The organism is Marinobacter lipolyticus SM19 (genome assembly GCF_000397065.2).
GTDB lineage: Bacteria > Pseudomonadota > Gammaproteobacteria > Pseudomonadales > Oleiphilaceae > Marinobacter > Marinobacter lipolyticus.
In genome coordinates this window covers 284830-309623 of record NZ_KE007306.1, presented here as the reverse complement: position 1 = coordinate 309623, position 24794 = coordinate 284830, and the positions used below count along the sequence as shown (strand labels likewise).

Sequence of the window (24794 nt, the reverse complement as noted above, 5' to 3'; positions counted from 1 at the left end):
CCGGGTTACGCTTCGCTAACCCGACCTACCTCTTCATTGGGCTCTGGGTTGGGGGCTTTCAACGCCTCAATGCGGGCGTCCTTCTCAGCCCAGATTTCGCTGACCCAACTCTGAAAATCCACTCGGGTTTCCCGGCTACCTTCGTAGTCCATGCCGAGGAAGCGTTCCGGAATCTCGCGAACCCGGATATCAATGATGATCCGGCGGGTGCGGCCGCAGAGAAAGTCCCAGAATCCGGAGCGACCGTTGGGGTAGACAATACTCACATCGAGCATGGTGTGGAGCATCTCTCCCATGGCACCCAGAACAAAGGCGGTACCGCCGGCACGGGGCTTCAACAGGTGCTTGTAGGGGGATTTCTGGGACGTATGCTTGGCCGGGGTCAGGCGAGTGCCTTCCATGAAATTGAAAATGGTTACCGGCGTATAGCGGAATTTCTCGCAGGCAGCCTGGGTGGCAGCAATATCCTTTCCTTTCAACTCCGGACGTTTGGCGATCTGTTCTTTGGTGTGGCGATGCATGAACGGAAAGTCCAGTGCCCACCAGGCGACGCCCAGCAGGGGCACCCAGATCAGTTCTTTCTTGAGGAAAAACTTCAGCAGCGGAATACGGCTGTTCAGGACGTACTGAATGGCGGGGATGTCCGCCCAGCTCTGGTGGTTGCAGGTGACGAAATACCAGTGCTCGCGGCTCAGGTTGTCTGCCCCCCTCACATCCCACTCAATGCGGTGGAGCAAATCCAGGAAACGGTTATTGAAGCCGATCCAGACAAACGCAATGTTGTTCAGCGCAACGGTGCACAGTTTACGAACCGCCGTAACCGGAATGATGAGCTTGAACAATGCAACCAGCATCAGGACTGGAAACAGAATCAGGGTATTGAGCAATATCAGCAGGGCCGCCAGGGTTCCCTTGAGCGGCGCAGGCAAAAAGTCGAGCATTAGCGGATGTCCCCGGAATCGTCTTCGTCGTCTCCGGCATTGGGCAGGAGCGCAGTTTCGTTGCTGGCGGAAGCCATTTGTTGCAGCATCCCGGTATTGGCGCCACTGAAGGTGGCCCGGAAATCGGTGTCGAAATAGCCGAGATTGTTATGCCGAATCATGCTGCGGATCTCTTTTACATAATCCTCGCCCCGTTCTGAATAGCTAATCAGGCCTGCCGCCAATGCACTTCCGGAAGCCAGCTTGCCGTCCTTGCGTGCTGCCATCCGTACATCGCGAAGTCCCTGATACGCCGGATGGCTGTTCAGGTTCTGAATGTAGGCGCGGATGGAGCGGTAGGGCGAAGAGAACCTGGCGACTTCGTGGGTTGCACCTTCCACCCGGGCTTTCGGTACCAGGCCGCAGCCTTGCGAGAAACACCATTGTCCGAACAGGTTGTTTCCGCGGGTAGCAAAGCGGGAGGTACCCCAGGCCGACTCATTGGCGGCCTGGGCCAATACCAGCGCAGGGGGAATGACATCCAGACGCGCGTGCAATTGCTTGAACATGGCTGGGCTGGCAGGCTCTTCGTCAACGCGAAGCCGTTCAGCCTGGTGGATCAGCCAGCGTCGTTCGGATTGGTTCAATGCCTCTTTGCTGGCAAGGAACTCCAGATAATCCCGTTCGATCAGAATACGGGAATTGGCGAGAGCGACCCGCGGGTACAGGAAGGAAAAAAATGCGGATTTGCGTTCAGTTGTATCACGGTAACTGCTGAAATCCGGCAGGTTGTTGTTGGTCCAGGCTGGAAGAGACGGCAGGGATGACAGCGCAAGGTCATCATCGAATGCACTGTCTGGACCCGGTGTATGAAGACTGCCCCAGAATGCAAAAACCATTAACGGGAAAATCAGCAGAGTTGCCCGGATACCTGCAGACATAAAACCTCACGTTACAGTCGATATGACTGGAATTATAACAGGTTATACGTCGGTGTATCCCGGATGGGTTACTCCCCATGCCGAACCTTGTCGGGTTAGCAAAGCGTAATCCGACAACCAGTTTCAGTTCGGCAACCGTGTTGCGATCAATAACCCCAGTCGCTGCTCCCCGCTTGCAGTATTCTGCAGTTGCAGAAAGAACTGGTCCTGGTCGGGCGTCACAAAACCGGTCAGCGTCAGGTCTCCGGCCACGAAAGTCACCTCACCGTTGCCCCCTTGGGAATAAGCCAGCATCAGTTCGCCCTCATCGATGGCCAGCGGCCCCGCCACTGTTTCATTAGCCACCGAATGCACCACATCCAGAGCACGTCCGGTCAGCGCTGCTGTGGTGCTTGAATCAATGGCGAGAACGGCATTGTCGAAATGGCGCAGACGGTTTTCGCCATCAGCCAGCCCCATGGCAAACCCCTGCAGGCGGAAGCGCCCACTCTGAGGGAACTCATTGGTCTGAGCTGCCGCAACCAACAGGCCGTCGCCAGTATCGGCGTTGTCCAGGTTGAAGGCCAGTAGTGAGCCGTCGGGTGTACTTGCGCCAATGCCCAGATCCGGCGTGGCGAACTGTCCGGAGGGATTGCTGATGTCCAGGTTGAGACGACCAATGTTCCGGTCACCCACGCTGAGTCGTGATGGCCGAACGCTGATGGTCCAGTCGGCGTTGCGGTTGCCGGCCACGGGGCCAGTCACGGCTCCTGAGCCGCCGTCCCGGCCAATGGCCGTGGTCATCATCAACTGGTGGATGTCATTGCCACTGATATCCCAATTGCCCACGCCGGATTCAATCGCCAGCGGTTCCGCTCCGTCCGCAAAGCGGCTGGCAACGAACACCGCGTTGTACTGACGGCCGTTCAGTTGATCAAGGCTGAAACCTTGTTGCCTGAGCAGGTTCAGTTCCAGCACGGACAGGTAGTGATCTTCCAGCACACCCTGGCGTTGCAGGGCATCCTCCGTGGCTTCCAGTTCGATGGCCTTGCCGGCACTGAAATAGCCACCCAGTACGCGGTCAGGTGCCTCGCTGGCCTCTGAAGTGGTGCTGACGTATGCGTCGAGGTAGTACGGATTGCGAGTCCAGCCGATGGTCAGGGAGCTGCCACGACCGGTCACACTCTGGTACAGCGCCCGCCCGGCCAGCAGGCGGATGTTGTCCTGCAGGGTGGCTGCCCCCGGTGAGGACGCGTGGGTATTCAGGTCCCAGTGATCGGCCCCCCGTGGGTAAAATCCGTTACCTGCCTGGTGAATCAGCGCCTCACGGGGGTAGGGCACATCCGAGGCGAGGGACGTCACCCGGATATTGAACGCGTCGAAGCTCGTCAAAGTCAGGGCAGGGTAGACGTAGCCCGTACCATTGCTGTCCGTAATGCTCTCTTCCTGGGCGACACGCACGCCCCACTGGCCGGAGCCGGCGAGGCTTGGTTCGCGGAAAGTCTGGCCCAGTTCAACGCCGAGAAACACCGAGTTGTAGTCCGCGGAACTGGCGCTGATCTTGCCGGAGGACTGCTCATCCAGAACGGCGTAATCCGCCATATTGCTTACATAACGGGCAAAATCGCCGCGGTTGTCCAGGTGATCCAGAGCGGCGCCCATGTCCGCGCTGCCTGGAATATCGATCTCGAAATCGTGAACCTGGTCGGCCAGAGTCGACCAGACGTATTTGTTCAGGCACAACTCGCCAGAGGCATCGTTAACGCAGTCCATAATCTGGCTGAACTGATCGGGGGAATAGCCGTTGATGGTATTGCTCACCAGGTATTCGGAGAAGGGATTCACTTTGACGTCGCGATCCGAATCCGCCGCCAGGGCCCGCATTCGTGCGTTGTCATAGACTGCCTCGATCACCACGTCCGGTCCCAGAGGCAGGCCATCACTGAAGGCGATGACTTGCCGGCCACCATCTTCGGTACGGTAAGTAACGTCCACGGAGCCGAGATTGCGAAGGCTTTGGTCGGTCCGGTAGACCTCGACCCGGTCCGGGGTCACGATTCTCAGATTCCGACGGGTCAGTTCACTGTTGGGGGCCAACGCGGTGGGCACTTCCACGGTGACACGGACTTCGTTGGCTGCCAGGCCGCTGGTGTTATTGGAGTCACCGGTGCTGCCGGAATTGAAGTCGTCCTGGGCATTTTTGTTGGGGGGGAAGCTGTTGCCACGGGAACCGGCTTCGTCGACCGCGCTGTCACCACCGCCGCAGCCAGACACCGCAACCACCGATGCCAGAACCAGCCAGGGGAGTCTGGCCCGGACAGCGGAGATAAGGGGGGATAGCGAACAGCGATCAGTTGAATGTGATTCGAATGCCATGCCAGGGACAATCCATTATCGGAACATGAGCCGGCAGTCTAGCAAGAGTGGTGATGTCAAAGAGTGAGGCAGAACACGAAACAAAAACGGGCGCCCCGAATGGCGCCCGTCTGGATCTTCCCGGAAGGGGGCAGGGTCAGAAGAAAATCTTCATGCCCGCCATAACGCCTTCGTCCAGATTTACGTCGCCACGCAGGGGCGAGTCCAGATCGGTATTCAGGTACCGGTAACCTGCGAACACTTCGGCGTTGCGGATTACACGGTAGCTGCCACGCAGCTCAAAGCTGGTCATATCCTCGGAATCACCGAAAGACAGAATGCTCGGAGCGTAATGCAGGCCGCCGGTCACGGACAGGCCCGGCACATCGGGAATGTTGACGGTCGCAAAGCCACCCAGGCCAACAGCGCCGCCGTCCAGGTCATCGTCATCCCAGCCGATGGCGCGCAGACCAATGCCGGCGGTAGTGGGCAGGTTACCAAGGGCGGTGCGGCCTTGGGCATGGAAGTCCACGTTACCAATATGGCGACCGCCTTCGTGGTAGGTGTAACCGGTGCCCAGTTGCAGTTCGGAGTTATTGCCGAAGAAGTTCACCTGGCCCTTGGCGGAATCGTTGGTCAGGCTCAGATCCAAGTCGGCTGCCATGACAGGTGCAGCGGCCAGTGACAGAGCAAGCACAGAGATACGGGTTGCTTTCATTCTTTTACTACCTTTATGGGTCAATGAACGAAGTCCGGCACCGGAACAGGCCGGTGCCAGCGATTGTTCGAATGCACGCATGGTAACGGGCCGTTGCGGGCGGCTCAACTTAAAACGGGGTAAGGGCCTGTTAATACAGCATTAGTGCCGGGTGTCGTCGTCCAGCTGGTCGAGATCGTCCGGCGACACATTCTGGGCAGGAACCCGGTACTCTTCGTTGGCCCAGGCGCCAAGGTCAATCAGCTTGCAGCGCTCGCAGCAGAAGGGGCGGAAAGGGTTGCTTTCGCTCCATTCGACGGATTTTTTGCAGTTGGGGCACTCTACTTTCATCATTATTTCCAGGGAAACCTTCGGTGTCTTCAGCCAGTGGATCAGGAGGGCGCGGATGCCTGACAGTATTGTTCCAGTACTGCCCGCAACATTTCAATATTGACAGGCTTGGCAACAAAAGAATCCATCCCTGCCTCACGACACCGTTCCTCATCCTTCTCCATGGCACTGGCGGTCAGCGCGACGACCGGTACCCGTTCGCGGCCATGGTCAATTTCCCACTGACGCAGGCGTCGGGTCGCCTCAAACCCGTCCACCCGAGGCATAACGCAATCCATGAACACCAGGTCGAAAGGATGCAGTTGCCAGAGACTGGCGGCAATTTCTCCGTCGTTAGCGGTCATCACATCGCAACCCAGCTTTTCCAGCAAGCGCCGGGTCAGCGTGCGATTCACCGGGTTGTCCTCTACCAGCAATACTTTCATTCGGCCACAGGGCAGTTCCTTGCGTCGCGATGGTTCGCTCACGGACTGAAGCGAGAAACGGGTAAGGAACCGGCGCTCATCGGAAGCCCTGTCAGCGAACAGCTGATGGAGAATCGGAATTAGGCAGGACTCCCGCAGCGACTTACTCAGAAACGCGTCTGCTCCGGCCTGGCGGAAATGCTCAGCGTCGCCTCGCTGGGGGTTGGATGACAGCAACAACAGGCGGGTATCGGTCCACTGGGGATTGCTGCGGATCTGCCGGCACAGCAGGTCACTGTCCATATCCGGTACGAAACCGTCCAGTACGATGGCATCGAACGGATGCTGGTTGTCCGACGCCAGACGTATGGAGGTCAGGGCTTCGCCCGCGGATTTGACCGCCTCAATATGCAGGTCGTGGCGTGACAGCATCTCCAGAGTGATCTTGCGGGACAATTCGTAGGAGTCCACGACCAGAATGCGCCGCCCCTGGACCATGCGGGTATCCGGTCGGATACGGGTTGAACTTTCCGGTGCCACCGGCATCGACAGTTCCGCCCAGAATGTGGTGCCTTCGCCAGGGCGACTTTCCACATCCAGAGAGCCATCCATCAGACTGATCAGTTGGCGGCAGATGGTCAGACCCAGCCCGGCGCCAGGAAGCTGCCGCTGGAAACTCTGGCCAAGCTGGACGTAGGGCTCGTACACCAGCGGGAGATCCTCCGGGCTGATACCTACCCCGGTATCTTCGACCGCCAGACGCACGCGTACCAGGTTATCCTTGCGGCCAAGCACTTCAACGCTGATCAGCACATGCCCGGAATCGGTGAACTTGATGGCATTGGAGGTCAGGTTCAGCAGAATCTGCCGCACCCGAACCGGGTCGCCACGAAGCGCCCACGGGAGGTTTTCGTCTACCCGCAGTTCCAGTGCCAGCCCCTTCTCACGGGCGCGGGTGCCGAGCATATGCACCAGGTCGTTGAGGGTTTCCCGCAGATCGAACGGGAGATCTTCCAGTACCAGCTTGCCGGCTTCCATGCTGGAGATGTCCAGCAGGTCATTAATGATTGCCGACAGGCTCTCGGAGGCACTCAGCAGGGTCTGCACAAACTCCCGCTGCTCCTGGTCCAGGGGCGTGTCCGTCAGCAGGTTGGCATAGCCAAGTACAGACTGCAGCGGAATACGAAGTTCGTGGCTGACATTGGCCAGGAACTGATTCTTGGCATGATTGGCCCGGACCGCCTCGTCGCGTTCACCCTGTGACTGAATAGTGGTCTGGCGCAGGGAGCGGGTGTCTTCCAGCAACTGAAGCCGCATCTTGTTCAGTGCCTGTTCGAGCTCGCTGAGTTCATCATTGTGTTTCGGCGATTTACGTCGAAGGTGCAGCGGTTCGATCAGAGCATCCAGATTCAGGCGCGCGGCATAGTCCGCCATGGTCTCCAGGTGCCGTGAGATGGTCATCCTGACGATCAGCAACAGCCCCAGGGAACCCAGCAGCAGGATCAGTGACTGAAAGCCCAGGGTCATCAGGGCCCGATCCATCAGTTCCTTGTGAACCTGTTCCACCGAGGACGTAATGGTGAGGGTGCCGAGGTTCTGGGGGGTGTTGATAGAAGAGCGATTGAAGACCAGTGGAAACGATTGGGAAATGACCCGGCCCTCGGGGTAAGTGCCGGTGCTGAATGTTTCGCCGTCGGTGATCGTTACCTGGGCATGCTGGATGACCGGTATCGCCCGCATGTCGTCCAGGCTATTGGCGACCTCGCTGAAATTCATCAGCCAGATGTTGTTGCTCATGCTGCCGGAAATCAGCTCGGCCGCCTTCGTCTGGGTGTTGCGGAGCTCTTCGGTACGACGTTCGTATTCGCCGATCATCTGCAGGCCGGTGGCTGCCAGTGACAGCACAATGGCGAATAGCAGCACGTACACCAGTAGCCTCGCAGCCAGTGGCCGTACACCCATTCGCTTGAATAACCGGATCAAAGGCAAGGCACGCATTCCCTGTGACTGGTGAACTGACGATTCCTTTTTATAAATAGATCAACCGCCATAAACTCTGTCGAGTTTAACAGACCGTCAGCACTTCGACACGTTCCCCGCCGGGATCATGAATAAAACGGAAGCGCACGTTCAAGTCGTACAAGTGTGCGCCGTAAATCCGCTCCTCTTCCCGTCCTCTGCGGAAGGACGGTCGTGGGTCATAGCTCACCACATCTTCAATCAGCAACCGCAGCTCGGGGTAAGTTTCCGCGGGCAGGGCGGCCAGTTGGGTCTCCGCCTCGTCCAGAAACACCACCGGCAGGCGCTCAGTTGGCGGCGAATCTGCCCAGCCCAGGCTGGCATCGGGTATTGAGTCCGCAAACGGCAGGTAGGGTTTGATGTCGAGGATGGGCGTGCCTTCAATCAGGTCGTGATCGCTGATCTGCAGGATCAACCGGCCTTTTTCCCGTCGCAAGCCTTCATTACGTACCACCGATAATCCCAGACTGTTGGGGCGGAATGGCGATCGGCTGGCAAACACGCCCATCTTGCGATTGCCTCCAAGACGTGGAGGGCGAACCACTGGCCGCCACTCCTCGCGGACGGCCTCATGGAACTGGAAGGTCAGCCACAGGTGGCTGGCGGTCTCCAGACCCCGGAAGGCATCCTCCCGGTCAAACGGCGAGGCGATCACCAGGTCGGCGCGGGCATGGCGGGTCAGTCCCGGCTGGCGGGGAACCCCGAACTTGTCCCTGAAGCAGGAGCGGGCATGGGCAATGGGCGTTAACGTCAGTGCGTCTTGAGGTGTGTAGGTCATGATCGGTCAATGGTACCCGAGAAATACAGCTCAATCCGCAAAATCAGCGAGCCCCGGTCCTTGAAACTTTCGTCCCTGGGGAACTCCAGTGCCGGAATGATCTCGCCAAACAGCCAGTCACTGTGTAACCGGTACCGATAAGTCACGTCCGCAAAAACAGAGGTTTGCCGCCAGGTCGGCTGACTCTCGCCCAGCATACCCACGCGTGGGCTCAGGGTGGCGCGGTTGTTCAGGCGTTTATGGAAATTAAGGGTTTGCGCCATCTCGAACTTGCGCTTTTCGTGAACCCACTCCATCTCACTGGCTGACAGGAATTTCCAGCCATTGCCAAGATCCCGGCCAACTCCCAGCCACGTCCTCGTACCCCAGCCGTCCTGGTGAAAGTAGAAAAGCCGCTGTTCTGCTTTCAGGTTCCAGCTGTCGTCCAGTTGCCAGCGCTTGTCCGCCGTTACCCGCCAGAAGGCGTCTGTAGGAAAGCGTAGCCGGACACCGACATCGTTACTGAGATTGATCGCATCCCCGACCTCTGACAGGTAACGCAACGCACCGGTGGCCTCGGTTTCCGAGCGTTCTTCCTCGGTTAACTGGCGGTTCCGGCGTCGTTCGGCCAGGGGAATCAGTTCATCGCTCTCACTCTCGATGACCAGTCGCAGCTTTTCTTCAACGGTGGGGATATCCAGACGAAACCGCGCCTCAGGATCCAGTTGCGCCGGATCGCCGTACTCGGATTCGGTAGCGAAGCCTAGTCGTAAGTAACTTTCATTGTTGGGAAGCCCGGCATCGGCACCGGAAAACGTGCGGTCGGCCCATTCACCAAGAGCCTGAATACGGGAGCCCTGGGTGCGTTCCTGGCGCAGCACCCAGTTACTTGCGATTATCCAGTAGGTGTCCCGGGGTTCCAGCCAGTAGTCCTCGGGAGAGAAATCGTAAAAATCGGGCGGCAACGATTCTGGTGAGAGAATATCGCGCACGGCTGGGTCTTTGATGATGAAGACGGGGTCGGCGGCGTGGGCCGGAATAACCGTTCCTGATACCGCAAGCAAGACTCCCAGGACTGCCAGAGTGTTCTTACCCAAAGGCCACCATAAACTTCTTGTGCAGCTCACCAACCTGCCGTTCCACGTTGCTCAACACCTCATTATTATCCACCACCTCATCTGCTTTTTGCAGACGCTTTTCGCGGGGCATCTGGGCGGCGATGATACGCTCCACCTGTGCTTTATCGTTATCATCGCGGGCCATGGTGCGTGACAGCTGAACCTCCACCGGCACATCCACCACCACGACTTTTTCCACCAACTGGTGCTGGTCGGTTTCCAGCAACAGCGGTGACACCAGCAGCACATAGGGCAGGGAATAGTCGGCTGGATGAAGCTGACGAATCAACTCCTCCCGGATCACCGGATGCAGCAGTCCCTCGAGCCAGGCCCGCTCCTCCGGCTGCTCAAATACAATGGTTCGCAACCGGGCTCGGTCAAGAGAGCCGTCCGCCTGCAGGATGTCTGCCCCGAAATGCTCCGCAATCCGGGTCAGAGCTGGCGTGCCCGGTTCAACCACCTGCCGGGCCACATCGTCCGCATCCACCCAGTGCACACCCAGCGCCCCAAACATCCGCGCCACGGTAGACTTGCCGGAGCCAATCCCCCCGGTTAACCCGATAACCGCCATTACGCCCCCAGGAATCCAAACCACCAAGCCTGAATCTCGGCACCGAACCACAAGCATAACAACCCGGCTGCCGCCAGATAGGGCCCAAACGGAATCGGCACCTCACGCCCGTGCTTGCGGAACACCATCAGGGATATCCCCACAATGGCCCCAACCACCGACGACAACAGAATCACCGCCGGCAACAACTGCCAGCCCAGCCAGGCCCCCAGGGCCGCCAACAGCTTGAAATCCCCATGCCCCATACCTTCCTTGCCGGTAACCAGTTTGAACAGCCAGTACACCGACCACAGGGACAGATAGCCTGCCACTGCGCCCCAGAAAGCACTGTGAAAGTCCGTCAGCACACCAAAGTAATTCAGCACCAGTCCCAACCACATCAGCGGCAGGGTCATGCTGTCTGGCAACAACTGGGTATCAAAATCGATCATTGTCATCGCCACCAGCGACCACACCAGGAGCAGAGCCAGAAGCGATGACACCGACGGACCAAGAATGGCGATGGTCACAACCGAGAAAATTGCCGTCAATGCCTCAATGATCGGGTAACGGGGCGAGATCCGCGTCTTGCAGGACGAACATTTACCGCCCAGCACCAGATAGCTGATCACCGGAATGTTCTCCCAGGCCCGGATCCTGTGATCGCAGGAAGGGCAGGTAGAGGCTGGGGATGACAGGGTAATCGCCGCTTCAGGCTTGCGTTGTCCCTCCGGTAACTCCAGAAACTCCTCGCACTGACAGCGCCAGTCCTGGTGCATCATCTTCGGTAAGCGAAGAATCACCACGTTCAGAAAGCTGCCAATACACAGGGAGAAAAGAACGACCGACAAGTACAAAAGCCACGGCGTGGCCAGCAGGGAATCAAGAATTTGCATGGAATATCCGAACAGCTGGATCAGTAAAAACCGGAAACCGGGCGAGCATGGTAAGTGTAGGTCGGGTTAGCAAAGCGTAACCCGACACAACGGGGACTTTAACCAACAACCTGACCCATCTGGAAAATCGGCAAGTACATGCCGACGATAAGACCGCCAACCAGAACGCCCAGCACCGACATGATCATTGGCTCCATTAGTGCTGTCAGGTTATCAACCATGTCGTCAACAACATTCTCGTAATGGTCTGCGACTTTCTCCAGCATTTCATCAAGATTGCCGGATTCCTCACCGATGGCGGTCAGCTGTACAGCCATAACCGGGAAAACGTCAGTTTGCCTCATGGCCGCCTGAAGTTGTGTGCCGCTGGAAACCTCATCCTTGATTTTGCTGACGGCATCCCGATACACGGCGTTACCGGTGGCCCCGGATACCGATTCCAGCGCATCAACGAGCGGTACACCCGCAGCGAAGGTGGTTGATAGAACCCGGCCGAACTTGGCCACTGCAGATTTATCGAGAATCTCCCCAACCACGGGCAGCTTCAGCAAATATTTATCAACCAAGTCTGAAAATTTCTGCGATCGTCGCTTCGCCTCTTTGAACAGGAAGATCGAGCCAATAATTCCCAGAAGTACAATAAACCACCATTGCTGCATCCACTCAGAGAGATTGACGATGAACTGCGTAAACACCGGGAGGTCCGCACCAAAACCCTGAAAGAGGCTTTCAAATTGAGGTACCACTTTAACTAGCAGAATCGCAGTGACAACGATGGCGACAACAATTACCGCAATCGGGTACGTCATCGCCTTTTTGACTTTCTTCTTTAATGTTTCGGTTTTTTCAAGGTAGGTAGCGATGCGGTCAAGCATCTGTTCAAGAGCACCGGCTTTCTCGCCCGAGTCCACAAGGTTGCAGTAAAGGTCGTCAAAATGCTTTGGGTGCCTGCGGAGGGCGCCAGCAAAGCTTGTGCCCGAGGCAACTTCGTTTCTGATAGCTCCAATGAGTTCCTTTAGCCCCTGGTTTTCCAGTCCATCCGTTACAATATCAAAGCTTTGAACGAGCGGAACACCGGCTTTCATCATGGTTGCCATCTGGCGGGTAAACATGGCGATATCGAACGGCGTAATTTTCTTACTGCCACCAAAAAGAGGCTTGGGCTTCTTCTTGACCTTGTCCGGGTTTATACCTTGTTTCCGCAACTGGGCTTTCACCAGCGCCAGATTGGTGCCGGAGACCTCGCCCTTGGTTTTATTGCCTTTACGGTCTTTGCCTTCCCAGACAAATGCCTGAAGCTTTTGTGCTTTTTCTGCCATGGTTAATCCTTCGTCACGCGGTTGGCTTCCTCAAGGCTGGTCACACCCTGAATCACTTTCTTCAGGGCGGACTGGCGAAGATTGGGGAAGCCTTCGGCCTGAGCCTGCTTTGCAATTTTAATGGAGCTGGCTTCTTCCATAATCATGTTTGCCAGCTCATCGGTAATCTTGACCACCTCGTAAATACCGACGCGGCCTTTATATCCTCCATTGCATTTATCACAGCCCTTGGGGCGGTACAACGTGAAGCCTGTATCAATTTGTTCCTGTGTGAACCCTTCGGCTATAAGCACATCGTGGGGAACGTTAGCGGGTTGTCTACAACTACTGCACAATCTTCGGCCCAATCGCTGGGCAATGATCAGGCTTACCGAGGTGGCGATGTTGAACGCGGGTACCCCCATGTTCATCATCCGCGTCAGCGTTTCCGCCGCACTGTTGGTGTGCAGGGTCGATAGCACAAGGTGACCGGTTTGGGCGGCCTTGATAGCAATGTTTGCGGTTTCCAGATCCCGGATCTCGCCCACCATGATCACGTCGGGGTCCTGCCGCAGAAACGCCCGAAGGGCTTCAGCAAAGCCCAGGCCGACTTTGGTGTTCACGTTAACCTGGTTGATGCCTTCCAGGTTGATCTCTGCCGGGTCCTCCGCAGTTGAAATGTTCAGTTCCGGCGTATTCAGAATGTTCAGTCCAGTGTAGAGAGAAACAGTTTTACCTGAGCCGGTGGGACCGGTCACCAGAATCATGCCCTGCGGTTGCTGGAGGGCATCCATATACAGCTTTTTCTGCTCTTCTTCATACCCCAATACGTCAATGCCCAGTTTGGCCTGGCTGGGGTCCAGGATTCGCAGAACGATTTTCTCGCCCCAGAGGGTCGGCAGTGTGTTCACCCGGAAGTCGATGGCTTTGGTCTTGGACAGCTTCATCTTGATCCGGCCATCCTGGGGAACCCGACGCTCTGAAATATCCAGTTGTGCCATGATTTTTACCCGGGCCGAGATCTTGGGGGCAAGTTTGATCGAAGGGCGGGACATTTCTTTCAGAATGCCATCTGTCCGATAGCGGACGCGGTAGACTTTTTCATATGGCTCAAAATGGACGTCCGATGCCCCCCCGCGAATCGCATCAAGGAGCATCTTATTTACATACTTTACGATTGGCGCGTCATCAACTTCGCTGGCACTGACTGCGCTATCGTTGTCTTGCTCTCCACCCTCAGTCTCGACATCTTCAAGATCGGCATCCTCAAGATCCCCCATAGTGGAGTCCTGGGATTCAAGGTACTTTTCGATGGCCTCATGTAGCTTGGCGTCATCTACCAGTACGGCGTCTGTGCTGAGCCCGGTGTTGAATTTGATCTCATCCAGAGCCTGGATGTTGGTGGGGTCAGAAACCGCAATAAAAAGGCGATTGCCGCGCTTGTATAGAGGCAGCGCGTTGTGTTTCCGGATCAGCTTCTCATCAACGACCTTCTCCGGGAGCATTTCAGGAAGGAAGGCGCTGAGGTCCAGAACGGACACGCCAAACTCCATGGCGGCAGAAAAGGCCAGCCCGCTGCTATCTGCCAGTTTGTTCTGAACAAGATAGGTGATCAGAGGAATGCGGTTCTGGGAAGCCTGAATAAAGGCATCCTTCGCGGTTGCCTCATCAAGCAACCCATCCTCCACAAAACGACGTGCAAGGCCGGTAAGCGTTACGTTGGATTTGTTAGTAGCCATAAAGGGTATAAAGAGTGCTGCCTAAGTTGCTGAAACTCTGCCAAGAGCGAATGTACAAGAGTTTAGATGGCTGGACATGCTTTGGAAAGTCACGAACTGTAAAGCATGATCCAACTCAAGGATAGGCCGGGTGTGTGTTTGGGTAGTGGCGCCCGGTGGGTGACGAAATTTGTCACACACTGACGCTGGTTGACATTGTTTTACATTTTAGTTGTGTGTGACGCGGTTCACGTAGAGTGTGCATGTTACTGATATAATGCCATTTAATTGATGGTCTATAAGGTTGGCACGTCCCCTGCTTGGATTCATTTAGGCTCAAACCGGTTGCGGGGCAAAGCTCCACCGGCCCCGGAGCCATCTCGAAATCAAAAACCGACTAACACAGAGGTTTAATAATGAAAAACATTCAGATGAACCAAGCGCAAAAGGGTTTCACACTGATCGAACTGATGATCGTTGTGGCGATCATCGGTATTCTGGCAGCTGTCGCTATTCCTGCCTATCAAGACTACATTGCACGCTCTCAGGTGACTGAGGCTGTTAACCTGACTGGCGGTCTGAAGTCTCCTTCTGCTGAATATTTCCAGAACAAGGCGACTGTTCCGACTTTGGCTGATCTCGGAGCTACTACTGCTGGTAAGTATGTTGCGAGCATGGCTATCACTGACGATGGCACTAATGCGTGGACGATTTCAGCTACCATGAAGGCAGCTGATGTTAATAACAACATCGCTGGCGAGACATTCGCAATTGCCACTGCTGACGGTGGCTCCACTTGGGAGTGCGGTAATCTTGGTGCTGCGGCAGCAACCAATACCATTGCCGATAACTACCTGCCGACTGCTTGTAAGTAATTTCTGAATGGAGTCAGGGCCCATCGCGGTTAAAATCGCGATGGGCTTTTTTATATGGAAAGTTTAAAAGCTCGGATCATCGTTTATGCTACCTCGATAATTCTGGCCGGGGCGTTGCTATTTCTGAACTTGCCGGGAGCAAGTGGGGCCTGGATTCTGGACGACACAGGCAACCTCTCCGGATTGGCAAGCCTATCGGAAGGCTCTTTGGAGAGATACTACGCATTCCTCGCAGGGGGCGTTGGTAGCTTGGGTCGCCCGGCGTCTTTAGTAACCTTTGCCTTCCAGCATAACAGTTGGCCAGAGCCATACTATTTCAAAGTTGTGAATTACCTGATTCACGCTGCCAACTTCCTGCTTGTTTTTGTTCTGTTATGCAATCTCATGCGCGCGATCGCGTCCCCAAAGGCTGGCACGAATCTAGGATTGGTTCTGTTTTTTGCTTTAGTGATTGCATTTGCCTGGGCTGCATCGCCAATCCATCAAACAACGGTGCAATATGTGATCCAGCGGATGGCAATGCTGGCCGCATTTTGGATGTTGGTAGGTATCAATCTATGGGTCTATCTACTCTATTTTTCCAGGTTCAGGAGCGCTGATTGTCGGTTTTTGCTTGCAATCGTGGCAGTGTTGCTGTGCACGGTGATGGCAGTGTTGTCGAAAGAGAATGGAATTCTGCTCCCTCTGCTATGCATGGTCGTGTTTTGGGCGAAGCCTCCCGAGCTGCAAGTCAGTAAGCCGTTACGATTTGTTGGAATCAACGCCGTTTTGAGCCCGATCTACCTATTATTGACTGTTTTCATTTTCGATTTTCAGAAATACTTCATTGATGCATATACGTATCGGGATTTTTCGTTTTTCGAGCGGGTGTATAGCCAGTTTCGAATAATTCCGATGTACGCAGCAAAAACTTTGTACCCGGTGGGGCAGGATTTTGTGGTGCTCTGGGATAATTTCCCTGTCTCACGAGGTCTGTTGGCTCCGATCAGCACAGTCTTTGGGCTTGCGCTGCTAATTGCGATGTTAGTGCTTTCGTTTGTGGTCAGAAAGAAATATCCGCTGATAACAATCGGAATATTGGTATTCTTGATAGGTCACTCGCTTGAGTCTTCAGTTCTTGCTCTTGAGTTGTACTTTGAGCATCGTAACTATCTCCCGTCTGTCGGGTTGTTCATTGTTTTGGCTGGCGTTGTTGTCGGGCTCCCCCGGAAGGTTCTGTCAGTGGCCACGGTTGGGGTAATACTTTTCTCGTTGATGTTTTCACTCATTTCCTATCAGGAAGCCAGAATCTGGGGTAATCCTCTAAAGCAGGCTGTTCGTTGGTATGAATCAAACCCCGCTTCAACAAGAACACAAAGCCATATGGCGTCCATGTTGGTTTCCTACGGGCTTTATGGCAAGGCTAATGATTTTTACGCGCAGACGATTGATGAGTTCCCCGATAGTGTAACGAAACCTTTGATGTGGCTGGAAATAAGCTGCCTTGGACGTGACGTGGAAAGCTCAGTCCCCGAAATCCTGCTTTATCAGAGCGCTCAAGCAGCAGCGTATGACAAAAATGCCATTAACACCCTGTCGTCAATAATGGAAAAGTTGGAGAGTGGGAGCTGCGTTGAAGGCACTGCAAAGAAGGTGTTACGTGCGTCACTCATTCTTCTGGGAAACAAAAACTTCGCGAAGGCTTCGGTCGATCTCAACGTTGCTGTTGCCAAGATATATTACTATGCTGGCGAGTTCGATAGGGCCAGTCTATATCTGGCTGATGCGCTCACAGGAACGAAAAGACTGGATGTTCTCTTTGCAGCAGTTCAGGTGGCCCTCGCTCAGGATGACCGGTCATATGCGGTAGAGCTATATAACATTATGGAGTCTCGGTGTCGCAATTCTCTGGATACCCAGTGTTTTGAATTGAATGAAGAAATAGAACAGTTGAGGCAACAATTAAACCTGGCGCGAGCGACCGACGGATGACAGATTCCCTCAGTATTATAATTCCAGCAAAGAATGAACAATTATCACTGCCTGATGTACTAGACGGAATTAGTTCTTCTTGTTCTCCACTTGAGATAATCGTTGTTGATGACGGGTCAACTGATGAGACAGCCAAAGTAGCTGCCCGTGATGGAGTCAAGGTGATCAGTCACCCCTACTCCAAGGGGAATGGCGCGGCGATTAAGGCAGGGGTAAGAGCGGCGAAAGGTGACATACTACTGTTCATGGATGCTGACGGCCAGCATGATCCGCAGGATATTCCCCGTTTGTTGGCGAAATTAAATGAAGGGTTTGACCTGGTTGTCGGTTCTCGCCAGAAGGGTTCCCAAGCCAATGTCGGGAGAGGTGTCGCGAATAAAGTGTATAACTGGCTGGCCAGCTATATGACTGGGCATAAAGTCGCGGACTTGACCTCGGGATTCAGGGTGGCGAGAGCAAAGAAGTTCCGCGAATTCCTGTCGCTTCTGCCTAATGGGTTTTCCTACCCGACAACGAGTACTATGGCTTTTTTCAGGGCAGGCTACTCCGTGGCTTATGAGGCGATCCACGCTGGCCGGCGTGACGGTAAGAGCCATATTCGTCCTTTGAAAGATGGTATTCGTTTTCTGTTAATCATTTTCAAAATTGGAACCTTGTATTCCCCACTAAAACTTTTCTTCCCGCTAAGTCTTCTCCCTCTGCTCATGGGCATTGGTTATTATATTTTTACATATATAAGTGTGGGCAGATTTACAAATATGAGTGCACTGCTCTTTACTACAGCAATATTGATCTTTTTGATGGGCCTCGTATCAGAACAAATCACTCAGCTGATGTATCAAGAGTCCGATTCAGGGGATGATAGAGTTGAGGAAGCTCAGGGAGACCAGTCGAGCAAATGAGTAGAATACTGATCGATATATGTCACCCTGCTCATGTTCATTTTTTCAAGAATACCATCTCTGTTTTGAAAGAGCGGGGGCATGAGATTCTCGTTACCAGTCGGGAGAAAGAAGTTACGGTAAAACTACTGGAAGATATGGATGTCCCGCATTATGTACTATCCACCGCAAGCAAAGGGGGGGTAGTTGGGATGCTTAAAGAGCTGATAACCCGAAATTTCGCGCTATATAAAGTTAATCGTAGGTTTAAGCCCGACGTTATGTCTGCTATAGGTGGAATTTTTGTGGCCCAAGTGGGGCGTATTACTAATACTTCTTCTGTGGTTTTTTATGATACCGAAAATGCTACCCTACAAAATGCTTTAACTTACCCCTTCGCTTCAATCGTCAGCGTGCCTAGATCTTATGAAGGTTGGCTGCCAAAAAGGAGTGAAAGATATAACGGTTATCATGAGTTGTCGTACCTGCACCCCGACTACTTCAAGCCAAAGTATGCCGAGGCAGTGGTAAACGGTTTATCTCAGTCAGAAGAAACTTTTCTCGTTCGTGTTGTTTCCTGGAACGCGAACCATGATCTGAATGAAAAAGGTTGGTCTATAGAGTTGTTGCGAAGTGTAGTGAGTTTTCTTGGTATGAAGGGAAAAGTTATCGTATCGTCTGAAGCTCCTTTGCCTGATGATTTACTCCCATACAGTTACAAGGGCAGTCCGTCCTCACTGCATCACGTTATGGCCTTCTGTCGACTATACGTTGGAGAAAGCGCAACAATGGCTTCGGAGTCGGTGGTATTGGGTGTACCAGCGATTTATGCGGCACATACTGGGCGGGGCTACTGTAATGAACAGGAGTCCCTTTATGGACTGCTCCAGAATGTCAAAGACTTATCAGAAAAGGCATTGATAGATAGTATTATGGCCTGGTTGTTGGTTTCGCCTGAAGAAATTTTGTCGCGTCACAAGGCTCTAATGGACGATACGATTAATGTTGTTGAGTATTCGGCCAATTTAATCGAAAGAATGGCGGTAAAGTGAAGTTCTATTTAATGAGCTGCATAATAATTTTAGGTGTGAAACGTTGACAGCATTTCCTTTCCTAAGTGTTATTGTTCCTTACTACAATGCCGGAAGACAAATTCGGCATTTGTTGCAGGCATTGTCACGACAGTCCTATCCACATGACAGATTCGAAGTGATCCTGGTGAATAATGGCTCAAATGACGATTCTATGGATGTAATAAAGTCATTTTTAACCTCCGGAAACGATGTGATCTACCATCTTTCAGAGGAAAATGAAAAGATTGGCTCTTATGCTGCAAGAAATAAAGGAATCTCTCAGGCTCGAGGCCAGATATTTGCATTCACTGATGCGGACTGCATCCCGGAAGCATGTTGGATAGAAAATGGTGTTAATTCGATTTATCGCGACAGGGCATCGATAATTGGTGGAGAGGTCGAGCTACGGCCATTTGATCAGAAAAGGCCAACCCCTGCGGAATTATTCGACTTGACCTATGGGTTTCAACAAAGAACTAATATTGAGCGGAAAGGATTCACGGTTACGGCTAACTTATTTGCCAAGAGGGAAGTGTTTGAGGCTGTTGGCACATTTGACGAAAATCTTAAGTCCAAGGGAGATTATGAGTGGTGCACGAGGGCTGCTTCCCATGGGTTCTCGATTGTTTATCAGCCTTCTTGTAGGGTAACTCATCCCGCGCGTAGGAATTTGTCAGAATTGGTTGCCAAAACCCGCCGTATTGCAGGGGGGCAGCACGATATTAGCGCGCCAGAGTTTCAGCCGGTTGAAGGCGCGCATGTGGAACCTCTACTGGTGAGACTTATTCAGCAGGTTGGGTTTGTTCTACGAAATAGAGAGATTTCTGGCATAAAAAGAAAAGCCTGTGTCATAGGTATCGGTTTACTTCTGATAATCGTGAAGTACGTTGAGAAAGCCCGGCTGAAATTAGGTAGAGAGAGTCGGCGATCTTGAATCTGATAGAGACAGGGGATTCCTTGTGGCAAAGGGCGCGAAGTCTTGAAGCATAGTTGTTCAACGAAAATTCCTGAAATCGAAGGCCTCCGTGCAATCGCTGTGTTAGCGGTTGTTCTTTACCACGCAGGACTGAGCAGTCTCTCCGGTGGTTATACTGGTGTGGACGTATTCTTTGTAATTTCCGGATACGTGATAACAAGAAAGTTGTTGTCAGAACTAGAAGAAACAGGTTCACTTGACGTTTTTTCGTTTTACGCAGGTAGAGTGAAGCGCTTATTTCCTGCTCTTCTGTTTATGGTTGTTGTGGTATGTTCCTTGGCATTCGTGTTTCTTTCTCCCATGGAGCAGCAATTACAACAAAATTCCGCTATTGCCTCTTTAGCCTGGGTTCATAACCTTTATCTCAGTTTTGTCGATAGAGGATATTTTGATCCGGGTCATGAATATAATCTTTTTTTGCACACTTGGTCGCTAGGGGTAGAGGAGCAATTCTACTTTTTCTGGCCATTTTTTCTGCTCTTTGCTACTGGTGTATTTCTTAATAAAAGCCAGTGTAAAAGTAACGTAAGACTATTTTATATCCTTTTGCTAACCACTACTTTAGGATTTTTCTTTTCATTATTTCTCACTCTAGTTAAGCCGGTCTGGGGATTTTTTCTGCCAATCTCACGGGTTTGGCAGTTTGCTTTGGGGGCATTAATCGTCCTGGCTGGTCGCGTGCCTTCTCAGAAGGCGCCTCAACGAAACTTTATGCTCTTTATTCAGTTTCTGGGGACCATCTTTCTCTGTATTTCTTTTTTTGCTCTGCGGGAGGGGTTGTCGTATCCCGGGTTTTTCGCGTTACTACCATCCGTCGGATGTGCGCTGGTCCTATTCTCGCTTAACGCTGATATTGACACACCACTAAACCTTATTCTGAGAAGTAGGGGGGGCGTGGTTGTGGGTGGTTTATCCTATTCATGGTATTTGTGGCACTGGCCAGTGTTGCTTTTGGGTTGGTTGTTGGTCGATGACTCTCCGGGTGTTACTGTTGTTCTTGTTGCATTAAGCTTTTTGATGGCTTGGTTAAGTTTTAGGTATATAGAATTACCCGTCCGAATTTCAAACTTAAGGGGTGAGAGTCCTGGTCGAGTGCTCCTGCTTTCCATGTCTATATTCGCATTCGTGATAGTCCTGGGAGGAGTATGGAAAGAGCGGACGATCGATTTAATGGCATCGTCTGATCAGGAGCCTGTAAATTGGGAATCAATCAACCTTCCTGTAATATATGAAATGGGGTGTGACCAGTGGTTTCACTCTTCTGAAGTTGAATATTGTGTCTTTGGTCCGGATGATGCTGAGAAAACTGCAGTTCTGCTTGGGGATAGCATTGCTGCACAGTGGTTTCCGGCGATATATCAACTGTTTTCCATAAATGGATGGCGTTTAATTATTGCAACAAAATCATCGTGTCCAATGATAGATTTGCCATTCTTTTATGATCGTATAAATCGAGTTTTTACAGAATGTGAAGAATGGAAAGAGAAAATTATTAATACCTTGGGTAGGTATGAGCCAACGGTCATTTTTACCGGCTCAAGCTCCGGATATCCGTATACCAAGGAGCAATGGGAGGAGTCTGGAGTTTCGTTGATTCGCTCTCTGGCTGGTATTGCTGAGAAGCATGTTATGGTAATCACCCCTACGCCAAAGCTGGGATTCTCTGGGCCTCAATGTCTATCAAGAAACCGATGGGCTCCAGGCTTTGCAAGCCGAAAGTGCAGTATTCAGCTAAACGATTCGTTGCCACCGCTAAGTCAGGCACTCGATTTCTACCAGAAAAAAGTCGAAAAAGTAACGGTTCTCAATTTTAATGAGCTGATTTGCCCAGACCGTGTTTGCAGTGCTAAACGAGGAGAGAAGGTGGTTTTCCGGGATTCCAGCCACCTTACCGCTTCCTTTGCTGAATCGATTGCTCCCCAAGTAAAGCGGTTAATAATTGATGCTGGGATGGTAGATCTCTTTTAAGCATTTGCTATTTTTTATGTGGCATGTGACAAATGTAATCGGCAGAGTATTGGGTAGACACGCAAAGAAAAGTGCGGCTATCGACGTCCTCCTTAGTTAGTTGTCAGAAAAGACTCTGTCGAATAGAGCCTTACAGGGGGCCGGGCGTAAACTTAAAGAGTACTATTAAATGATACCTGTAACCAAACCTTACCTTCCCAGTCGAGAAAAACTCGATAAATACATTGATGGTATCTACGAACGCCACTGGTTTACTAACAACGGGCAGCTGGTACGTGAGCTTACCCGCCGTCTGGAAGAATATCTGGGCGTAGAAAACTTGTTGCTGGTGGCGAATGGTACTTTGGCTCTGCAAATTGCCTATCGTGCGTTGGGAGTTAGTGATACCCAGCCAGACGAGAACCCGGAGGCCATCACCACGCCGTTCACCTTTATTGCTACAGCGAGCTCCTTGAAGTGGGATGGGGTCGAGCCGGTATTCGCTGATATAGACCCGGATACCTGGTGCCTGGACCCGGCAAAGATCGAAGCGGCTATAACCCCAAACACCCGTGCTGTTGTGCCAGTACACGTATTCGGTAATGCTTGCAACGTCGAAGAAATTGGGTCTATTGCACGGAAGAATAACCTGAAAGTCATTTACGATGCGTCCCACGCCTTTGGCGTGCAGTACAAAGGCGAAAGCATACTCAAATATGGCGACGCAGCCACTCTTAGCTTTCACGCAACCAAACTGTTCCACACCGGTGAAGGCGGCGCTATAGTTTTTAAGCATAAGGAAGACTTGGCGCGGGCCAGAAAGATGATCAATTTTGGTATCACTGGGCCAGAATGTATTGAGGAGCTAGGTATTAATGCCAAGATGAGCGAGTTGCAAGCTGCGATGGGGCTGTGTGTACTGGATGAGATTGAAATGAACCTTAACGCGCGGGCAGTAGTTTGGCAACGTTATGAGCAGGCACTTGGGCACACAGTTAAGCGCCAGATTCAATCCCCCGGTCTCGGTTATAACTTCGCCTATGTTCCGGTCGTATTTGACAGCGAAGAACAGACCATTCGAATAGCAGCCTCACTCAAGGATCAGGGCATACTGACCAGAAGATATTTCTACCCGTCTCTGGAGTCTGTTGTTTGTCTGGGAGACTCTCACAGTCATGAAGTGTCGAGTGACATTGCCAGCCGGATTCTGTGCCTGCCAATATACAGTGATCTCAGTGAAAGAGCCCAAGAACTTGTTATTAATGTGATTAAGGCGGAGCTTGCAGCATGAATCTGGCCGTCATGCAGCCGTACCTTTTTCCATACATCGGCTATTTTCAGCTCATATACGCATCTGATCTATTCCTCGTGTACGACGATGTTTCTTACATAAAACAGGGTTACATTAACAGGAACAGTATTCTGTCACCCAATGGCGTCTGTCGGTTTACGGTGCCTGTTCCGGGAGCTTCATCGAATAAGTTGATCTCGGATCTTGAGTTCTCGAAAGACGTTACCAGAGTTCTTAGGACAATTGTCCAGAGCTACTCAAAGGCGCCATTTTTCGAAAAAATATTCCCTCTGATTGAGCGGATCCTGACCAAAGAGGATCGTTCGATTGCTTCCATTTGCATCGAAAGCTACGGAGCCATTTTTTCATACTTAGGTGTAACAAGACACTTTATGAAAACAAGTGACTTGGAGTATGAAAGGAGTGCAAGTGCCAGAGAGCGATTGCTTGCATTGTGTCATCAATTCGAAGCCGATTGCTACATCAATGCCCCGGGAGGGCGGGCGCTTTACTCAGATATCGAGTTTGCAGAGAAAGGCGTTGTACTCAAGTTTATTGAGTCGCAACCTGTTCAGTACAATCAGGGCGCATCCGAGTTCGTTCCCAATCTCTCGATTATCGATGCTCTGATGAATTGCTCGCCAGACCAAGTGGTCTCGTTATTTAGGCAATATGAGCTGAATTAAGAAGTACCGCTAGGTGTGTTTTCATTTATTTTCTTATAATGGACATTTTTATGGCTGACGAAGAAATACGAGTCGAACAGTTCAGTCGGGTGTCTGATCTGGAAGTATTACTGAAAGAACTAAACACCAACCTGGCGTGTGCAAACGAGAAATATCTCGGAGATGCTTCGGAAAAATACTCAAAAATATTCGTAATGGGACCGCTTCGCTCTGGTACCACGCTTTTTACTCAGTGGTTGGCAAACAGCGGCCTGTCAGCATACCCAACCAACCTCTTGTCCCGCTTCTTCGGCGCACCACTGGTTGGTGCGAAAATCCAACAGCTACTGACTGACCCGCGCTACAATTTCCGCAACGAGATTCTGGACTTTAACTCCGCTATCAACTTCAGATCGGATAACGGCAAAACCAGCGGTGCGTTGGCCCCCAATGAATTCTGGTACTTCTGGCGCCGCTTCCTCCCTTTCGATGAGCTGGACTACATGCGGCCAGAGGAACTCCGGGAAAAAGCCAACCTCGCCGGCTTCCGGGATGAGCTCAATGCCTTGGCGAACATTTTCGAACAACCGTTCGCCATGAAGGCTATGATCATGAACCAGAATATCACCGAGTTGGCCGATCAGTTCGATAAGGCGCTGTTCATCTGGGTTCGCCGTGACCCTATTTTTAACATCCAGTCCGCGCTGGAAGCCCGAAAGCGCCAGTACGGCGATGCCAGCACTTGGTATTCGTTCAAGATAAAAGAATACCCGCACCTTAAAGACCTGGACCCGCTGGAATCCGTAGCTGGACAGATCGCTGCCATCAACTGTTCGGTAGAGCAGGGTATTGCTGCGTTGCCGAGCCATAGGAAGCTGGAGGTTCAGTACGAAGACTTCTGCCGGCGACCTGGATATTACTACAACGAAATCACCCGCCGGCTGATTGAGCAGGGTGGGGTAAGTGCGGACAAGGTTCCGGTATACTCCGGGGAGACGAGTTTCTCTAATGCCAATCGTTGGAGGTTGGAGGGATATTCGAAGAGAGATGCGGAACGGGTTTATGAAATTTTCGAAAAGCAGGATATTGCGAAGATGTTTTAATCTAGGTCC

General features: G+C 52.4%; 21 protein-coding genes. 9 read left to right on the top strand and 12 right to left on the bottom strand.

Annotation, left to right across the window (positions count from 1 at the left end):
* Nucleotides 1-5 precede the first annotated feature (5 nt).
* From MARLIPOL_RS01410 to pilB, 12 genes are all read right to left on the bottom strand, one after another.
* Nucleotides 6-941 carry an acyltransferase gene (locus tag MARLIPOL_RS01410; protein ID WP_012136266.1) on the bottom strand — a complete coding sequence of 312 codons (936 nt, stop codon included), beginning with the start codon at nt 939-941 and terminating at the stop codon, nt 6-8.
* Nucleotides 941-1861: a glucosaminidase domain-containing protein gene (locus tag MARLIPOL_RS01405; RefSeq protein ID WP_012136265.1), complete on the bottom strand. Its 921-nt coding sequence runs from the start codon at nt 1859-1861 to the stop codon at nt 941-943. The genes MARLIPOL_RS01410 and MARLIPOL_RS01405 overlap by 1 nt, the downstream gene beginning before the upstream one ends.
* Before the next feature lie 123 nt (nt 1862-1984).
* Nucleotides 1985-4216, bottom strand: a complete 2232-nt coding sequence (locus MARLIPOL_RS01400; RefSeq protein ID WP_012136264.1) for a hypothetical protein — start codon at nt 4214-4216, stop codon at nt 1985-1987.
* A gap of 136 nt (nt 4217-4352) precedes the next feature.
* Complete coding sequence (locus MARLIPOL_RS01395) at nt 4353-4913, bottom strand: YfaZ family outer membrane protein (RefSeq protein ID WP_012136263.1); 561 nt, start codon at nt 4911-4913, stop codon at nt 4353-4355.
* A 141-nt stretch (nt 4914-5054) separates the two neighbouring features.
* Nucleotides 5055-5243 carry a DNA gyrase inhibitor YacG gene (yacG, locus tag MARLIPOL_RS01390; RefSeq protein WP_012136262.1) on the bottom strand — a complete coding sequence of 63 codons (189 nt, stop codon included), beginning with the start codon at nt 5241-5243 and terminating at the stop codon, nt 5055-5057.
* Nucleotides 5244-5284: 41 nt separating this feature from the next.
* Nucleotides 5285-7609 (bottom strand): response regulator, encoded by a 2325-nt coding sequence (locus MARLIPOL_RS01385; RefSeq protein WP_012136261.1) that lies wholly within the window; start codon nt 7607-7609, stop codon nt 5285-5287.
* A gap of 103 nt (nt 7610-7712) precedes the next feature.
* Nucleotides 7713-8444 (bottom strand): tRNA (N6-threonylcarbamoyladenosine(37)-N6)-methyltransferase TrmO, encoded by a 732-nt coding sequence (gene tsaA, locus MARLIPOL_RS01380; protein ID WP_012136260.1) that lies wholly within the window; start codon nt 8442-8444, stop codon nt 7713-7715.
* Nucleotides 8441-9520 carry a hypothetical protein gene (locus MARLIPOL_RS01375; RefSeq protein WP_012136259.1) on the bottom strand — a complete coding sequence of 360 codons (1080 nt, stop codon included), beginning with the start codon at nt 9518-9520 and terminating at the stop codon, nt 8441-8443. The genes tsaA and MARLIPOL_RS01375 overlap by 4 nt, the downstream gene beginning before the upstream one ends.
* Entirely contained in the window at nt 9513-10112 is a 600-nt protein-coding gene (coaE, locus tag MARLIPOL_RS01370) for a dephospho-CoA kinase (RefSeq protein WP_012136258.1), read from the bottom strand. The genes MARLIPOL_RS01375 and coaE overlap by 8 nt, the downstream gene beginning before the upstream one ends.
* Nucleotides 10112-10987, bottom strand: a complete 876-nt coding sequence (locus tag MARLIPOL_RS01365; protein ID WP_012136257.1) for a prepilin peptidase — start codon at nt 10985-10987, stop codon at nt 10112-10114. The genes coaE and MARLIPOL_RS01365 overlap by 1 nt, the downstream gene beginning before the upstream one ends.
* A 98-nt stretch (nt 10988-11085) precedes the next feature.
* The gene (locus MARLIPOL_RS01360) at nt 11086-12306 is read right to left on the bottom strand and encodes a type II secretion system F family protein (RefSeq protein WP_012136256.1); all 1221 of its coding nucleotides are present in this window, start codon (nt 12304-12306) and stop codon (nt 11086-11088) included.
* A gap of 2 nt (nt 12307-12308) precedes the next feature.
* Complete coding sequence (pilB, locus tag MARLIPOL_RS01355) at nt 12309-14024, bottom strand: type IV-A pilus assembly ATPase PilB (RefSeq protein WP_012136255.1); 1716 nt, start codon at nt 14022-14024, stop codon at nt 12309-12311.
* Between the two features lie 395 nt (nt 14025-14419).
* Between pilB and MARLIPOL_RS01350 the strand changes: the two genes are divergently transcribed.
* From MARLIPOL_RS01350 to MARLIPOL_RS01310, 9 genes are all read left to right on the top strand, one after another.
* Nucleotides 14420-14878 (top strand): pilin, encoded by a 459-nt coding sequence (locus MARLIPOL_RS01350; RefSeq protein WP_012136254.1) that lies wholly within the window; start codon nt 14420-14422, stop codon nt 14876-14878.
* A 54-nt stretch (nt 14879-14932) separates the two neighbouring features.
* Entirely contained in the window at nt 14933-16849 is a 1917-nt protein-coding gene (locus MARLIPOL_RS01345) for a hypothetical protein (protein WP_012136253.1), read from the top strand.
* The gene (locus tag MARLIPOL_RS01340; protein ID WP_012136252.1) at nt 16846-17751 is read left to right on the top strand and encodes a glycosyltransferase family 2 protein; all 906 of its coding nucleotides are present in this window, start codon (nt 16846-16848) and stop codon (nt 17749-17751) included. The genes MARLIPOL_RS01345 and MARLIPOL_RS01340 overlap by 4 nt, the downstream gene beginning before the upstream one ends.
* A complete protein-coding gene (locus MARLIPOL_RS01335) occupies nt 17748-18782 on the top strand; it encodes a DUF354 domain-containing protein (RefSeq protein ID WP_012136251.1) in 1035 nt (344 codons plus the stop codon). Before MARLIPOL_RS01340 ends, MARLIPOL_RS01335 begins: the two co-directional genes overlap by 4 nt.
* Before the next feature lie 43 nt (nt 18783-18825).
* Complete coding sequence (locus MARLIPOL_RS01330) at nt 18826-19737, top strand: glycosyltransferase (protein WP_186008455.1); 912 nt, start codon at nt 18826-18828, stop codon at nt 19735-19737.
* A gap of 45 nt (nt 19738-19782) precedes the next feature.
* Nucleotides 19783-21747, top strand: a complete 1965-nt coding sequence (locus tag MARLIPOL_RS01325) for an acyltransferase family protein (protein WP_186008454.1) — start codon at nt 19783-19785, stop codon at nt 21745-21747.
* 169 nt (nt 21748-21916) lie between these two features.
* On the top strand, nt 21917-23017 hold the full coding sequence (locus MARLIPOL_RS01320; protein WP_012136248.1) for a DegT/DnrJ/EryC1/StrS family aminotransferase: 1101 nt from the start codon (nt 21917-21919) through the stop codon (nt 23015-23017).
* Nucleotides 23014-23703, top strand: coding sequence for a WbqC family protein (locus MARLIPOL_RS01315; RefSeq protein WP_012136247.1), 690 nt, complete (start codon nt 23014-23016; stop codon nt 23701-23703). Before MARLIPOL_RS01320 ends, MARLIPOL_RS01315 begins: the two co-directional genes overlap by 4 nt.
* Before the next feature lie 50 nt (nt 23704-23753).
* A complete protein-coding gene (locus MARLIPOL_RS01310; RefSeq protein ID WP_012136246.1) occupies nt 23754-24785 on the top strand; it encodes a sulfotransferase in 1032 nt (343 codons plus the stop codon).
* The last annotated feature ends 9 nt before the right edge of the window (nt 24786-24794 follow it).

Bases quoted from the DNA above. Each gene is read 5' to 3' on its own strand.
- MARLIPOL_RS01410 (WP_012136266.1), bottom strand. From the start codon at position 941: ATGCTCGACTTTTTGCCTGCGCCGCTCAAGGGAACCCTGGCGGCCCTG.
- MARLIPOL_RS01405 (WP_012136265.1), bottom strand. From the start codon at position 1,861: ATGTCTGCAGGTATCCGGGCAACTCTGCTGATTTTCCCGTTAATGGTT.
- MARLIPOL_RS01400 (WP_012136264.1), bottom strand. From the start codon at position 4,216: ATGGCATTCGAATCACATTCAACTGATCGCTGTTCGCTATCCCCCCTT.
- MARLIPOL_RS01395 (WP_012136263.1), bottom strand. From the start codon at position 4,913: ATGAAAGCAACCCGTATCTCTGTGCTTGCTCTGTCACTGGCCGCTGCA.
- yacG (WP_012136262.1), bottom strand. From the start codon at position 5,243: ATGAAAGTAGAGTGCCCCAACTGCAAAAAATCCGTCGAATGGAGCGAA.
- MARLIPOL_RS01385 (WP_012136261.1), bottom strand. From the start codon at position 7,609: ATGGGTGTACGGCCACTGGCTGCGAGGCTACTGGTGTACGTGCTGCTA.
- tsaA (WP_012136260.1), bottom strand. From the start codon at position 8,444: ATGACCTACACACCTCAAGACGCACTGACGTTAACGCCCATTGCCCAT.
- coaE (WP_012136258.1), bottom strand. From the start codon at position 10,112: ATGGCGGTTATCGGGTTAACCGGGGGGATTGGCTCCGGCAAGTCTACC.
- MARLIPOL_RS01365 (WP_012136257.1), bottom strand. From the start codon at position 10,987: ATGCAAATTCTTGATTCCCTGCTGGCCACGCCGTGGCTTTTGTACTTG.
- MARLIPOL_RS01360 (WP_012136256.1), bottom strand. From the start codon at position 12,306: ATGGCAGAAAAAGCACAAAAGCTTCAGGCATTTGTCTGGGAAGGCAAA.
- pilB (WP_012136255.1), bottom strand. From the start codon at position 14,024: ATGGCTACTAACAAATCCAACGTAACGCTTACCGGCCTTGCACGTCGT.
- MARLIPOL_RS01350 (WP_012136254.1), top strand. From the start codon at position 14,420: ATGAAAAACATTCAGATGAACCAAGCGCAAAAGGGTTTCACACTGATC.
- MARLIPOL_RS01345 (WP_012136253.1), top strand. From the start codon at position 14,933: ATGGAAAGTTTAAAAGCTCGGATCATCGTTTATGCTACCTCGATAATT.
- MARLIPOL_RS01340 (WP_012136252.1), top strand. From the start codon at position 16,846: ATGACAGATTCCCTCAGTATTATAATTCCAGCAAAGAATGAACAATTA.
- MARLIPOL_RS01335 (WP_012136251.1), top strand. From the start codon at position 17,748: ATGAGTAGAATACTGATCGATATATGTCACCCTGCTCATGTTCATTTT.
- MARLIPOL_RS01320 (WP_012136248.1), top strand. From the start codon at position 21,917: ATGATACCTGTAACCAAACCTTACCTTCCCAGTCGAGAAAAACTCGAT.
- MARLIPOL_RS01315 (WP_012136247.1), top strand. From the start codon at position 23,014: ATGAATCTGGCCGTCATGCAGCCGTACCTTTTTCCATACATCGGCTAT.
- MARLIPOL_RS01310 (WP_012136246.1), top strand. From the start codon at position 23,754: ATGGCTGACGAAGAAATACGAGTCGAACAGTTCAGTCGGGTGTCTGAT.